Below are 14,346 nucleotides of genomic sequence, written 5' to 3' on the forward strand. Positions count from 1 at the left end.
AGTAATACCTGGCGCTTTATACATGTGTCAAACCTAAAGATTATTATTTGATAACTAACTCATAGCGTTAAAGACAATTAATATAAATAGATGGTGATTTGTCCTTTATATTTTCCAATTTTTTGTAGAATGCCCTTATGCCTGAATTACCTGAAGTTGAAACCACAAAAACAAGTCTTGTCCCCTTATTGGAACAAAAACTTACTGCCATACAAGTGTTTCAGCCAAAACTACGTTGGCCTGTGCCTGATGACTTAAATACGCTGATTGATTATACGTTACAAGACGTAGAGCGCCGAGCGAAGTATCTAATCCTAACTTTTGTACCCAAAGCACAGCTAATACAAAACAGTCAAAATGCAATTGAACGTCAACGTCAATTGATCATACATTTAGGCATGTCAGGTAGTTTACAACAGCACTCTTTAGGTGCTGACAAGCGTAAACACGATCATTTAATAATGACTTTTAACGATAGCAACGGCATTCAAACACAACTTCATTATCATGATCCTAGACGTTTTGGCGCAGTTTTATGGTATAAAGATTACAATACCAAGCTCTTAGATCATCTAGGGCCTGAGCCGCTATCAGAAGATTTCACCGCTGATTATCTATATCGTTTGATTCAACGTAGCGATAGCGATGGCATAACAAATAAAACAACCAAACAACGTCCTATCACTCGTGCTATCAAATCAGTCATTATGGAACAGCAGGTTGTGGTTGGCGTAGGCAATATATATGCAACAGAGAGTCTATACTTGTCCGCTATTCATCCTGCCACCCCAGCACATAAGTTGTCTTATGAACAAATAAGCATATTAGTTGAACATATTAAGGTCATACTACAACGAGCGATCGAGCTTGGAGGCTCAACATTGCGTGATTTTACAGTAGCGAGTGGACAAACGGGGTACTTTCAACAAACCTTAAATGTCTACGGTAGACAAGGTGAGTCTTGTCCGCATTGCGCTACTGTACTTGATAATATCAAACTTAATGGTCGTGCTAGCGTGTTTTGTCCATTTTGTCAGCCAATTCTATAAACAAACTTTTATTAAAAAATAAACTAAAGAGCAGTATAACGTGTTTTCATATTGCTTATCGGCACGCATCTTGCTTTAATAAGAAGTCAATGCTGCTTTATAAGTACCTTTATTTGTAAGTATCTTCAATAGCAGTGTTCGTTACTTATACCGCTTACATGTTTTAGGAAATTATAATGACTGTTAATGCCGATAACCGACGCTCCAATAAAAGTAAGCTTTTGACCGCTGCCCTAAGCTTGGGCTTTATGATAGCTTTCACACAGCCAGCTTCGGCCGCTATAGAGATAGATGAGAGTGATTTTGGCCCATCGTATGACACGATGGTCGTTGATACAGTCGTTGGAAAGCCATTACAGCTGGTTACTGCTGTCATTGGTACTGCTGCTTATCTTGTCAGTCTGCCCTTTTCTCTTATTGGCGGTAACGCTGATCAAGCGCAGCAAAAACTGTTCGTTGAACCTTGGAATGCGATGGCTCGCTGCCTAGGTTGTACAGTCGCTGAAGACAATTTTTATAAATCACAAGACGTCAATGACAACATCGTACGCATCGTCGTCGATCAACCGTCGGAGATTCTCATCGATACCAATGACTATGTCGTAGTGACAAAGTGATTTGTTATAAAATGTGAGTCATTAAACATAAAAAAAGGCTAACGTAACGTTAGCCTTTTTTAATCATACTATACAGAAGTATTAAGCACCTTTCTTACTACGACCATGACGTTTACGCTCACTTTCAGTCAAATAGCGCTTACGAATACGGACAGCTTTTGGCGTTACTTCTACCAATTCATCATCTTGAATAAATTCAAGCGCTTGCTCAAGGGTAAACTTAACCGCTGGCGTTAGAGTCAAAGCCTCATCAGTACCGCTAGCACGTACGTTAGTAAGCTGTTTAGCGGTCGTTGGATTAACAGCCATATCATCGTTACGTGAGTTCAAACCAACGATCATACCTTCATATACTTCAAGCTGTGGCTCAGCGAACAGTTTGCCACGCTTTTGTAGATTGAATAGCGCAAAACCTAAACAAGTACCAGTCGCCATAGATACCAATACGCCATTAGAACGACCACCGACATCACCGATTTTCTGCGGCCCATAATGCGAAAAGCTTGACGTCATGATACCAGTACCTGAAGTTAGTGTTAAAAACTCAGAACGGAAACCAATCAAACCGCGAGCAGGTATGGTCGCTTCAATACGCATACGACCTTTGCCATCAAGTTCCATATTGGTCATCTCGCCTTTGCGCAGACCTACTTGCTCCATAATAGAACCTTGATGTTCTTCTTCGATGTCAAAGACCACATTTTCATACGGCTCTTGTAACTTACCATCAACTTCTTTAACGATAACTTCTGGGCCTGAAACACCCATCTCAAAACCTTCACGGCGCATGTTTTCGATCAGCACTGATAAATGTAGCTCACCGCGACCTGATACTTTGAATTTATCAGGAGACTCTGTATCTTCTACGCGTAATGCTACGTTGTGAATCAGCTCACGCTCAAGACGCTCACGAATGTTACGTGAAGTCACAAACTTACCATCACGACCAGCAAATGGCGAGTTGTTTACTTGGAAGTTCATTGAAACCGTTGGCTCATCAACAGTCAGAGCTGGCAACGCTTCTACGTGATTAGGATCACAAATAGTATCAGAGATATTCAGTGCATCAATACCAGTAATACAAACGATATCACCTGCCTGAGCATCTTCTACTTCGATACGGTCGAGACCATGATAGCCCATGATTTTTAAAATACGACCATTACGCGTGTTGCCGTTTTTATCAATGACAGTCACTTGAGTATTGGTTTTTACTTTACCGCGCTGAATACGACCAATACCGATGACACCGACGAAGCTATTGTAATCAAGGCTTGAGATTTGCATACGGAATGGTGCATCTGCATCAACCTGTGGCGGCTGTACAACATCGACGATAGTCTTGAAAAGTGGAGTCATATCTTCAGCCAAATCATCGGCTTCTAAACCTGCAATACCGTTCAATGCTGATGCATAAACTACTGGAAAATCTAACTGCTCGTCCGTTGCACCCAAGTTATCAAATAGATCAAAGATCTGATCCATAACCCAATCAGGACGTGCGCCTGGACGGTCGATTTTGTTGATGACAACGATCGGCTTTAGGCCTTGCTCAAACGCTTTTTGAGTCACAAAACGGGTTTGAGGCATTGGTCCATCAACAGCATCTACGACTAAAAGTACGCAGTCAACCATTGACATGACACGCTCAACTTCACCACCAAAGTCGGCGTGACCTGGAGTATCTACAATATTAATACGGTATTCTGTATCGTCAGAACTATCTGTCCAACGAATGGCTGTATTTTTAGCCAAAATAGTAATACCACGTTCTTGTTCAATATCACCTGAATCCATTGCACGTTCAGCAATGTTTGCACGATCGCCAAAAGTACCAGATTGATGTAATAATTTATCAACTAGAGTTGTTTTACCATGATCAACGTGGGCAATAATTGCAATATTACGCAGATGTTTGATATCGTTCGCCATATAAAATGCTCGTTTTGTCTTAATAAAATGCAGTAGCAGTAAGCGCCGCTGGAGAAGCTTTTATCATAAAGCAGATAGTTATTTTTACTTTACTATAAAATGACTACGCAATAGGGGTAGTGAAATAAAAAATACTGGCAAAGTAAGGTTTTCTACTGATAAATCCATCATACAGATAGCTATGCTAATGTACACTTTGTCAATCTACAAAGTGTTTGGGCGGCTAGTATAACATTATTAGATTATAAATTTATGCAATAAGTTATTTATCTCACAGTATAAACAAAAAAAAGCCACCTAATAGGTAGCTTTTTTTGTAACTATATAATTTAGAACATAACTAATTGGCTATATGTTATTGAATAACCATGTCTTTAGTTTGTTCAACAGTCATAGTTTTGTCACCAGTGATGATGGCATAAACACGACGGTTCATTGCACGACCTTCTTCAGTATCGTTTGGTGCGATTGGACGGTCATAACCGTAGCCAACTGTTGATAGACGGTTTGGAGCGATACCAAATTCGTTAGTCAACATAGATTTCACAGCAACTGCACGAGCTTCAGATAGACGTTGGTTATAACGTGCTGAAGGACCAGTTTTAGAAGCGTGACCTTCTACACGAGCGCTAGAGTTAGGATACTCACGCATCTTCTCAGCTACTTTAGCGATTTCAGTTTTGTACTGGTCTTTGATAGCTGATTTGTCGTTATCAAAGAATACACGTAGTTCCATTTTTAGCTCGTCAGTAATATCTACTGCTACTGGGCAACCACGCTCATCAACAACAACGTTCATTGGAGTGCCTGGGCATTCATCGATGCTATCAGGTACACCGTCGCCGTCTGAATCAACGTCTTGCTCAACCACTACTACTGGTGGAACAGATACTTCAGGCTCAACTTGTGGTGGTACTGCTACTGTTGGCGATAGATGGCCACCAAGGACAACTTCTAGACCAGCCAATGCCATGCCTTCCCACCAGTTGTTATCAAAGTTATGAATCGCACGAGCTTCACCACGTAGGCTTAGTGCGTCGTTGATGCGATACATAGCACCTAGACCTAGGTTACCGATAGTATCTTTCGATGATGATACTTCAGTACCAGCTGAAATTTCTTCACCAGTAACGTCAGAGATATAAGTTTCCTGATTTTCTACTTCAATCTTAGACTGACCAGCACCAACTAATACATATGGTTTGAACGCGCTATCAGTATAACCAGTAAACTCTTCAGTACCGATCAAGAAGTTACCAGAAATCATCGTTTGTTCGACGTCAAAACGATTAGCACCAGACTCAGCAGAGTCTTCAGACGCTTCACCATTTGCATTTGATACGCCATACTCAACTTGGAACTGAGTAGAAGGAGTTAGCTCAATACCTAGAGCAGCACCAGTATATAGGCTACTTTCTTTAGCAACGCCACCGTTAGGATTACCTTCACGATCAGTGTTATTTTGTAAGTTTTTACCAGTACGTAAGATTTCACGCTGCTCATCATGCGCTTCATCAGTGTAGTGATAACCTAGTAATAGCGGGCTAATAGTAACGCCAGCATTAGCTGCTAAAGGCGCAGCTGCTACGGCAACCAAAGCTAGAGCAATTTTATTCAATTTCATGGACTTCCTCCAAAGGATGATTTGAGTGATGCATTAAGCAAAACCGCTTCCTAAGATGTAATAAAAGTAGACATCTTTTACGAATGCATAATTATACAACAAAACTAATTAGGAAGTAGCTTATCGACTATCTATTAAGTTTACAACTTTTTTCGTTAGGCAGCTACACATTATTACACGATAGTGTTGCAACACAAACACAATAGCCTGCTTGTTTTACTAAGAACTAACATACGTTGCAATTTTAGTCTTTTGAATGTTAATTCGCAATAGAAGTAGAGTAAATTCTACTTATTGTCTGCGGTTAGTTTAATACAATCGAATTTTTTTCTCTATTACAAAAGGTTAGTCTTCACTAATTGAAACAAATTTTGACAGTCGTACTATAATTCGTATATATTTAATAGTGAACATTATTCTAGTATGGATACTTGTTATTTTAAGCTGATCTGAAATGTCATATTAAAGATATTATTGTTAAAAATTTGTGAATTTAAAAGTCGCGGGTATTTTTAAGAGTTAACGTCTTGTATATGAAAAGGTATCAACGTAAGACCTGATTTAAACGTATGAAGCTAATGAAATCAACTTATATAATTCAATCTATGGTATAGGCGATGACTATATATGATTAAGCTACGTCATACGTTATTAAACGTTCATAAAGTAACAAACCCTACTCTATTTTACCTAAGTCTCGTTAAACCTTTAACAAACGAGGGCTCTTTAAAACCTTACAAACAAAGCGGCTTTAATCTTGTAGAGCTTATAGTAACAGTGGCAATTCTAGCTATTATCGCAACCATTGCAGCGCCAGCGATCATGGATCAACTAGCAAGTATGGAAGCCAAACGTATCAAGAATCAACTAGAGAGCACTTTAAAAATAGCAAAAGCTGAAAGTTTTATTCGACGGCAGAATTTATTAGTATGTTTATCTGATGCAGGAGGACGCTGTCATAGAGATAGTGATCAAAAGCTTCTATTATTTGTAGATAACAACAATAATAAGCACTTTGATGCTCAAATAGACCTTTTAGTCAATGAAGAAACTTTAAACCCTAAATATAGTACATTGAGTTTACGAGTAGGAAACCAACGTCATTACACCAAGTTTTGGGGAGATAGTGGCAAACCTCGAGGACACTTTGGTCACATAAAATACTGTCCAAGCCCGACGTATAGTCAGGCTATGTATCAAATTTCTTTTAATCAAAATGGTAATATCACATACAAACCTAATGATAGACACCCTACTGGTTGTGTATAAATGCATTATTTATTGTAGCAACATTATTAGAGGCATATTAGCTTAGACTCAATCTAAAAAGTCACTTATGCATTGCCGCTTTCATCATAATTACTGCTTGCGCCAAACCAACAAATACAGCGTCAGCAATTAAGGCATGTCCAATATTGAGCTCATAAATACCATCGATTTGAGCGATAGCGTTTACATTGTCACGAGTTAGACCATGGCCTGCATTAATAAGCAACTGGTTATCTAGATCTTTTGCGATGGTCACAGCTTGTTTAATACGCTCTAATTCGGTCTTTTGCGCATCAATATTCCCAACCAGACCTAATTCAGCATAAGTACCAGTATGTAGCTCAATAGCATCAGCATTACAGGCAACGGCAGCAGAAATCTGCTCCTCATCTGGATCTATAAATAAAGAAACGTTAATTTCTTTGGCCTGTAAGTCTTGGATATAGGGTTTTAAATAACTGATCTGCCCTGCTACATCCAGTCCACCTTCGGTCGTTAGCTCCGCACGCTTTTCAGGCACTAAGCAAACCCAATACGGCTTAACTTTATGAGCAATAGATAACATCTCAGATGTTGCTGCCATCTCTAAATTCAGTCTGGTCGTCAACTGTTCTGCTATCTCATAGACGTCTGAGTCTTGAATATGACGACGATCTTCACGCAAATGTATAGTGATACCATCTGCTCCCGCCTCCTCACACAATAGCACTGCTTCTAAAGGACTAGGATAGCCAACCCCGCGGGCTTGACGTAAGGTTGCAACATGATCAACATTAACACCGAGTAAAGGTGTTTTTACTGTACTTTTCGATGAATGCTGTAAAGATGTGGTCATAAGAAATCCTTTTGATAACGAGACCCGATATAATATATAGATAATGACGCTACAGTAGCATTGGCTTAAATACTTTTTAAACGACCATACTTCTTACGACTATCGACTATGCTTTGACTAAAGGTTGACGCTATCATTGGTAACGTTGCTGCTGCTGCCATAGTAAACGGCTCTGTAACGGCTGATAATCAAGCAGGTGGTCAATCAGATGTTTATGAAGCCGTGACCAATTGCTCAATGTGGGCTCAGATATTCCTAGACGTGCCATGTCGATAATATCGGCGCCAGTAAAAAGTGTTTGTAACGAATTAATCGTCGTTTTATCAGGTTGATTAGTAGCGACAAAACCTACATCAGATAAAAACCGATAATCAGTATCAGGTTCGATAGGCGCTAATACATTGTCATGGGCTAGCGCCAAAGAAAAGCCCAATTCTTGAAACAAGTGAGACTCAAACTGACGTAAGCATAATCTAAGTGCAGTTGCGGTCAATGGCTGCTTTAACTGCATCAAGCTGTCTTGGTAATGCTGCCATAATACGGGCATTGGATCTTCGCTGGGCAATAGCTTCCACAGTATCTCGTTCAAATACAAAGCTGCATACTGCTGCTGACCGCTTATTTGCTGGTAACGTGTTGGCTCAGTGGTTATAGCATCTTTTGTAAAACTATCTTCTGCCGGCAATAAACCAATCTGACTAAAGGTCTTTAGATCCCGCTTACCTGTCGCAAACAGTTGGAGCGGCTCAAATAAAGGCGCACCTTTTTTGCCAATACCGTGCACTACGCCATGTTGCCAAGAGAACAAATAGTAAAGTGCCCGTTTTTCTTGATAAGGACGCTGATGTAATAAATACCCTGTTAACGCTTCATTACGCATCGTCTATTACCTCAGCACTATACATAGGCTAAATATTTATTTTAAATTAATAACCTAGACTGGTGAGCGCGCGTTCATCATCTGACCAACCACGCTTGACTTTTACCCATAAAGTTAGCATGACCTTTTTGCCAAATAATTGCTCCATATCTTTGCGTGCATCTATTCCAACTTGCTTGATACGTTGACCTTTTTCACCAATTACAATAGCTTTTTGTCCATTACGCTCTACATATATTGTGGCATCAATGAAAGTACAGGCTTTACGTGGACGACCAGTTTTGGGATCTGTATGAGCCGCTTCATCTTTAAATTCATCAATTTGTACAGTGAGATCATAAGGTACTTCATCACCTGCACTACGCATGATTTTTTCGCGAATGATTTCACTGGCCAAGAAACGCTCTGAGCGATCGGTAATCTGTTCAGTGTCATAAATAGGTGTGGCATTCGGTAGATGCGACGCGATTACCTCTTCAAGACGATTTAAGTTTTGGTTCTTTAAAGCCGAAACGGGTACGATATCAGCAAAGTCAAAACTCTCATTAAACGTTTCAATCAATGGGAGCAACGTGCCTTTATCTTTCAACGTATCTGCTTTATTGATGACCAACACGACCGTCAAATCAGTTTCGCCAAGCTTTTGTAGCGTCAACAAGTCATCTTCACGCCACTGGTCTGAGTCGACCACAAACAATACTAAATCCACATCTACCAATGCTGATACGGCCGCTTTATTCATACGCTCGTTAATAGCACGTACTTCATTATGATGAATACCTGGTGTATCTACAAATACTGCCTGCATCTCATTGGTACTCAAAATACCATGTATGCGATGGCGCGTTGTTTGTGGCTTACGGGAAGTAATTGATAGCTTTTGACCCAGCAGATGATTCATCAGAGTCGACTTGCCAACGTTTGGACGACCGACAATCGCTACATAACCTGCTTTAAAGTCGTTAGCAACACCATTGTTACTACTTGGCGCAAAAAACCCATCAATCGCAGCATTGTTTTCAAGAGTAATGCTATTATCATGTTCGTCAGCACCACTACTATCGTGCGGCTGAACAGCTGTTAATGACTCACCTATTTTTCTTGTTTCTTGCATATCTTCAACGTTTTCTACAGTATCATTTTGACTGGTATCAGTGTTTTGTGTCATATCATGGGTATTATTTTTGGGAGTTAATGGCAAGTCGTTATGATTGCTCATAAGGTAATCCTGTGGGGTTTTGATAATAATCTTAGCAGCACATTTTATATACTGATCGTGCCAACTAAGCTTATTTTGATTTAAAGGTGTTTGAAGATTTATATCATCTATTAAAACATGAAAGATAGAAATTTTTTATCAATGTCTTAGCGCTTATATGAATCAAATATAGTGTAAAGCTAAAACCATCAACGTTTTTTAAATACACCAGGTAGCTTATGTAACTGATTAATCATTAATTCAGCTGCTTTTTGCTCTGCAATACGGCGACTCTCTCCAGATTCAGTAATATCAGGACAGTTGTTAATATTAACCTGACAGCGTACTACAAATATCTGATAAGGGGCATTGCCTCGTGTTTCAACCAACTCGTAATGAGGCAAATCAAACTGTTTAGATTGTAGCCATTCTTGCAAACGGCTTTTGGCATCTTTGAGAGCTTTTTGGTCGTTGACGTTATCAATAAGATCACCATACCAGGCCAATACGCAATGACGAGTAACTTCCATATCTTGGCTATCTAAATAAATAGCGCCAATTAATGACTCTACGGCATCGGCCAATATCGAGGCGCGGTTACGGCCGCCACCTTTACGTTCACCAACTCCTAGAATCAGATGATTGGATAGATCTAAATTTTGCGCAATAGTCACCAATGATTCTTGACGTACCAACGTGGCACGCATACGCGTCAGGCGTCCTTCGTTTTGATTTGGATAACGATGGTATAAGGCCTCACCAATAATCATACCAAGCAGCGCATCCCCCAAAAACTCTAAACGTTCGTAATTTTTTTTGCTATCAAACGAGCGATGCGTTAAAGCCAAATTCGGCAAACTCAAATCATTAAACTCGTAGCCTAATTTGCGAGTCAATACTGCCAGACGCTGAACAAAATCTGAGCCTTTAGGTAAAGTCTCCATAGTTGCGCTATTTTTTTTGGCGGTAGGCAGCGCTTTGTATGATTGTGAAGTTGATTTCATGCGTGGCTTTTGGTTATCCTTTAATGTTGGTAATTCATACGGTTAAATAGTTGGTAGAGTAGCTGTATAAAACCTATTAAACGCTTATAAACAGCCTATGTTTTGCTAATCGTTGCAGATCAGTTATTACAAATGGTGAATGCTTTTTAATTGGTTAACTTCCATCTACTATAAACGATAAAACAGCTACTTATGTCGATATTTACTCTACTGAAGCGGCGTTTATCTCACCTTCAAAACGATTAACGATATCAACGTTACCAAAGAAATGACTGGTTTTATCATAATCCTTATAGATAGCAAGCTGACCTGGTTGTTTATTGGTAAAAGTAAATACTTCTTCAGCAGTCGTGTCATAATCAGCATTGATAGACAGTTGACGATTGACACGTTCAACGAACTGTTTTGCAGTCTCGCCATTATTATTGGCTTCTTTTAGCTGAGTACCTAATGTTTTGCTCAGCTGATAGTCTCCAACTTGAGCAGGCATAATGGCAATCACCAACTTGCCAGCAATAACGATAATAATAAGTAATAAAACTATGCTAGTCACACCAGACCCACGTTGCGACGACAACCCTGTTAACTGCTGCGGCATAAATTCTCCTAATGACTCAATATAATATAATTGTATTTCATGCTCTATTGGTGTTTATGTCTTAATGTTCTATAACCATTTTGTGCATCTCTTGCGCAACATGGTTGATGAAGTACATACAGTATATATATTAATTTAATTAGGGTTAATATTGATATTAGCACAATAATCAATCAATAGAATAGCGACTAATCAATTGAGCCGTTACGTGCGAAAGTCGGCAGATTAAGCCCAGGTGGTTTATGCATCCAAATATACACAGCTTTACCGGCTAAATTCTCATCAGGTACAAATCCCCAAAACCTGCCATCAGCACTACGGTCACGGTTATCACCCATCACAAAGTACTCGCCAGCAGGCACGGTGACGCGCCACTCTGTACCTGCTGAGCTTACCACTTCTGGTGCTTGCTGTTGCAAAAACGGCGCATATTGCGAGCTATTCATACCTGATAAATAGCGCACTAAATGCTTATTCTCACCTTGTGTTTCTTGAAAATACTGAGCCTGTTCTTCTTCTTGTTGGCCCATTTTCATAGCCTCAGACTCAGTCAATACTTGACCAGTCGTTACTTGACCAGCAGGATAAAGCTGCGCAGTTAGATCTTTATTAGCATCAAAATCTACTGGCTTAGTATCGACTGGTACATCATTGATCGCAAGCTGTCCTTGGCTGTAGCTGACAGTATCACCAGGCAAACCGATGACACGCTTTATATAATAGATGCTGGGGTTTTCAGGGTAGCGAAATACTATCACATCGCCGTGTTCAGGACTCCCCGTGTCCAACACTTTATTATACGTCAAAGGCAAGCGTACACCATACGCATACTTATTAACCGCGATAAAATCACCAGTATATAAAGTTGGCACCATAGAAGATGATGGAATGTTGAAAGGTTCAATTAAGAACGAGCGTACAACCAACACCACTGCTAAGACAGGGAAAAAGTCGTAAGCCCAGCGTACCAACAAGCTCTCTTTACCATGGCCACGGGTTTTACGCTGTTTTAATGCCAACTTATCTAGTAGCCATATTAGCCCTAGACCTAACGTTAATGGCACCAAAATCAAATTAAAATCAAAATCCATACTCATTTGCCTATTAAAGAGCTGCTTATCTCACGACTTTAACGCTAAGAATAACGACATGCGACGTATCATTTGCAAAAACAAGGTAAAACAGTTTAAACCATTAACTATCTACTTGCAGTACCGCTAAGAAAGCCTCTTGAGGAATCTCGACGTTACCGACTTGCTTCATACGCTTCTTGCCTGCTTTTTGCTTAGATAACAGCTTTTTCTTACGCGATACATCCCCGCCATAACACTTAGCAAGGACGTCTTTACGCATGGCTTTGACCGTACTACGACCAATGATTTGACTACCAATTGCCGCTTGAATGGCCACATCGAACATCTGCCGCGGGATAAGCTCTTTCATCTTGGTCACTAACTGATTACCACGGAAACGCGCTTGATCCTGATGTACGATCATCGCTAGGGCATCAACTTTATCACCATTGATCAACACATCAACTTTTACCAGCTTATCTACTTGATAACGCTCAAAGTTATAATCAAGCGATGCAAACCCACGAGAGACGGATTTTAGACGGTCAAAGAAATCCATGACCACCTCACCCATTGGAATATCAAAGATTATCTGCACTTGCTTGCCCATAAAGCGCATATCAACCTGCACCCCGCGTCGCTCGATGCACAGCGTCATAACGTTGCCTAAATAATCTTGCGGCACTAAAATCTGACAACGAGCAATCGGTTCGCGAAACTCTTCTATATTGTTCGGTTCTGGCAATTTTGAAGGGTTGTCGACATAGATTATTTCACCATCTTTCTTTTCAATCTCATAGATAACAGAGGGCGCCGTGGTAATTAAGTCCAAGTCATACTCACGCTCTAAACGCTCTTGGATAATCTCCATGTGCAGCATACCCAAGAAGCCGCAGCGAAAGCCAAAGCCTAATGCATCAGAGGTATCAGGCTCAAAAAATAGTGAGGCATCATTAATTTGCAGCTTTTGTAGTGCTTCACGAAATTTTTCAAAATCGTTGGCATCAACAGGGAACATACCTGCATAGACTTGCGGGGTGACTTGTTTAAAGCCTGGGATACGCTCGACATCTGGCGTCTTGGCGTGGGTGATCGTATCACCGACAGGAGCACCTGCAATATCTTTAATACCAGCGATAATAAAGCCCACTTCCCCAGCTTCTAAAATACCTGTATCGACAGGCTTGGGCGTAAATACACCAATAGAGCTGACCGGATGCGCCTCTTTGGTCGATTTGATATAAATCTTATCGCCTTTTTTTACTGTGCCTTCACGCACACGCACCAAAGAGACCACACCTAAATAACTATCAAACCAAGAGTCGATAATCAAGGCTTGCAGCGGGGCTTCTCGATCACCAGTTGGTGCAGGAATAAACTCCACGAGCGCTTCTAACAGGGAATCGACGCCCAAACCAGACTTGGCTGAAACACGCGGCGCATCAATGGCTTCAATACCAATAATATCTTCAATCTCTTGAATGACACGCTCAGGCTCAACTTGCGGTAGGTCAATCTTGTTTAAGACTGCCAGTACCTCTAAGCCTTGATCAACGGCAGTATAGCAGTTGGCAACGGACTGTGCTTCTACGCCTTGGGCTGCATCTACAACCAACAAGGCGCCCTCACAAGCGGCTAATGAGCGAGAAACTTCATATGAAAAATCGACGTGTCCAGGCGTATCAATAAAGTTAAGCTGATAGCGTTCACCATTTGGATGGTCATAGAACAGGGTTACTGACTGTGCTTTAATGGTAATACCACGCTCACGCTCGATATCCATGGAATCGAGTACTTGTGCTTGCATTTCACGATCTTGCAAGGCACCGCACATTTGAATAAATCGATCAGCAAGCGTTGATTTGCCATGATCAATGTGGGCAATGATAGAAAAGTTACGAATATTGGCTAATGCAGTCACAAAGCGCCTACTAAATAAAAGGTGATTGGATAACCGTTATTGAACAACGATACGTGAACAATAGTAAAAAACGAACGGTTATTAGATATTAATTATGATAAAAATGTTGCAAAATAGAGTTAATAGCAAAGATTAGTGTGGTCGGTGATAGTAGTCAAAGCGTGTTTGGTTAAACTGAATTAATGACATTAATTATTCAAATCAAGACGAACGACGCTTGCTAATATACACAGACATATGAGCGTATTCTAGCAGTTTTCCACTGTAAAGTAAGGAGATTTTGTTAGTAGCGATCTGGTTAAAAGTGAAATCAACGACTGATTAGCGTTGACCGTTGTATCAGCCA

Annotated in this window: 12 protein-coding genes; 3 read left to right on the forward strand and 9 right to left on the reverse strand. The window is 40.3% G+C overall.

What is annotated here, in order from left to right; genetic code table 11:
• Window positions 1-137 precede the first annotated feature (137 nt).
• Entirely contained in the window at window positions 138-1,049 is a 912-nt protein-coding gene (gene mutM / locus Q0895_RS03690; protein ID WP_299185597.1) for a bifunctional DNA-formamidopyrimidine glycosylase/DNA-(apurinic or apyrimidinic site) lyase, read from the forward strand.
• Window positions 1,050-1,225: 176 nt separating this feature from the next.
• Window positions 1,226-1,666, forward strand: coding sequence for a hypothetical protein (locus tag Q0895_RS03695; protein WP_299185599.1), 441 nt, complete (start codon window positions 1,226-1,228; stop codon window positions 1,664-1,666).
• Window positions 1,667-1,747: 81 nt separating this feature from the next.
• On the opposite strand, the gene typA is transcribed toward Q0895_RS03695, so the two are convergent.
• Window positions 1,748-3,598 carry a translational GTPase TypA gene (gene typA / locus Q0895_RS03700; protein WP_299185601.1) on the reverse strand — a complete coding sequence of 617 codons (1,851 nt, stop codon included), beginning with the start codon at window positions 3,596-3,598 and terminating at the stop codon, window positions 1,748-1,750.
• A gap of 355 nt (window positions 3,599-3,953) precedes the next feature.
• Entirely contained in the window at window positions 3,954-5,222 is a 1,269-nt protein-coding gene (locus Q0895_RS03705; RefSeq protein ID WP_299185602.1) for an OmpA family protein, read from the reverse strand.
• Between the two features lie 627 nt (window positions 5,223-5,849).
• Between Q0895_RS03705 and Q0895_RS03710 the strand changes: the two genes are divergently transcribed.
• Window positions 5,850-6,491, forward strand: a complete 642-nt coding sequence (locus Q0895_RS03710) for a GspH/FimT family pseudopilin (protein WP_299185604.1) — start codon at window positions 5,850-5,852, stop codon at window positions 6,489-6,491.
• Between the two features lie 61 nt (window positions 6,492-6,552).
• On the opposite strand, the gene Q0895_RS03715 is transcribed toward Q0895_RS03710, so the two are convergent.
• The 7 genes from Q0895_RS03715 to lepA all read right to left on the reverse strand — a co-directional run bounded on the left by Q0895_RS03715 (window position 6,553) and on the right by lepA (window position 14,000).
• Window positions 6,553-7,326, reverse strand: a complete 774-nt coding sequence (locus Q0895_RS03715; RefSeq protein WP_299185605.1) for a pyridoxine 5'-phosphate synthase — start codon at window positions 7,324-7,326, stop codon at window positions 6,553-6,555.
• Between the two features lie 133 nt (window positions 7,327-7,459).
• Window positions 7,460-8,206 carry a DNA repair protein RecO C-terminal domain-containing protein gene (locus tag Q0895_RS03720; RefSeq protein WP_299185607.1) on the reverse strand — a complete coding sequence of 249 codons (747 nt, stop codon included), beginning with the start codon at window positions 8,204-8,206 and terminating at the stop codon, window positions 7,460-7,462.
• A 46-nt stretch (window positions 8,207-8,252) separates the two neighbouring features.
• Window positions 8,253-9,425 carry a GTPase Era gene (era, locus tag Q0895_RS03725; RefSeq protein ID WP_299185608.1) on the reverse strand — a complete coding sequence of 391 codons (1,173 nt, stop codon included), beginning with the start codon at window positions 9,423-9,425 and terminating at the stop codon, window positions 8,253-8,255.
• 188 nt (window positions 9,426-9,613) lie between these two features.
• Window positions 9,614-10,408: a ribonuclease III gene (gene rnc / locus Q0895_RS03730; protein WP_058368149.1), complete on the reverse strand. Its 795-nt coding sequence runs from the start codon at window positions 10,406-10,408 to the stop codon at window positions 9,614-9,616.
• Window positions 10,409-10,610: 202 nt separating this feature from the next.
• Window positions 10,611-11,006 carry a DUF4845 domain-containing protein gene (locus tag Q0895_RS03735; protein WP_299185611.1) on the reverse strand — a complete coding sequence of 132 codons (396 nt, stop codon included), beginning with the start codon at window positions 11,004-11,006 and terminating at the stop codon, window positions 10,611-10,613.
• Between the two features lie 188 nt (window positions 11,007-11,194).
• Window positions 11,195-12,097, reverse strand: coding sequence for a signal peptidase I (gene lepB, locus Q0895_RS03740; protein WP_299185613.1), 903 nt, complete (start codon window positions 12,095-12,097; stop codon window positions 11,195-11,197).
• Between the two features lie 103 nt (window positions 12,098-12,200).
• On the reverse strand, window positions 12,201-14,000 hold the full coding sequence (gene lepA, locus Q0895_RS03745) for a translation elongation factor 4 (RefSeq protein ID WP_299185615.1): 1,800 nt from the start codon (window positions 13,998-14,000) through the stop codon (window positions 12,201-12,203).
• Between the last annotated feature and the right edge of the window lie 346 nt (window positions 14,001-14,346).

The sequence above is a fragment of the uncultured Psychrobacter sp. genome, assembly GCF_947495825.1.
Taxonomy (GTDB): domain Bacteria; phylum Pseudomonadota; class Gammaproteobacteria; order Pseudomonadales; family Moraxellaceae; genus Psychrobacter.

Coding starts and splice junctions, on each gene's coding strand:
- typA (WP_299185601.1), bottom strand. CDS start 3,598: ATGGCGAACGATATCAAACATCTGCGTAATATTGCAATTATTGCCCAC.
- Q0895_RS03715 (WP_299185605.1), bottom strand. CDS start 7,326: ATGACCACATCTTTACAGCATTCATCGAAAAGTACAGTAAAAACACCT.
- Q0895_RS03710 (WP_299185604.1), top strand. CDS start 5,850: ATGATTAAGCTACGTCATACGTTATTAAACGTTCATAAAGTAACAAAC.
- era (WP_299185608.1), bottom strand. CDS start 9,425: ATGAGCAATCATAACGACTTGCCATTAACTCCCAAAAATAATACCCAT.
- Q0895_RS03695 (WP_299185599.1), top strand. CDS start 1,226: ATGACTGTTAATGCCGATAACCGACGCTCCAATAAAAGTAAGCTTTTG.
- Q0895_RS03705 (WP_299185602.1), bottom strand. CDS start 5,222: ATGAAATTGAATAAAATTGCTCTAGCTTTGGTTGCCGTAGCAGCTGCG.
- Q0895_RS03735 (WP_299185611.1), bottom strand. CDS start 11,006: ATGCCGCAGCAGTTAACAGGGTTGTCGTCGCAACGTGGGTCTGGTGTG.
- lepB (WP_299185613.1), bottom strand. CDS start 12,097: ATGGATTTTGATTTTAATTTGATTTTGGTGCCATTAACGTTAGGTCTA.
- rnc (WP_058368149.1), bottom strand. CDS start 10,408: ATGAAATCAACTTCACAATCATACAAAGCGCTGCCTACCGCCAAAAAA.
- Q0895_RS03720 (WP_299185607.1), bottom strand. CDS start 8,206: ATGCGTAATGAAGCGTTAACAGGGTATTTATTACATCAGCGTCCTTAT.
- mutM (WP_299185597.1), top strand. CDS start 138: ATGCCTGAATTACCTGAAGTTGAAACCACAAAAACAAGTCTTGTCCCC.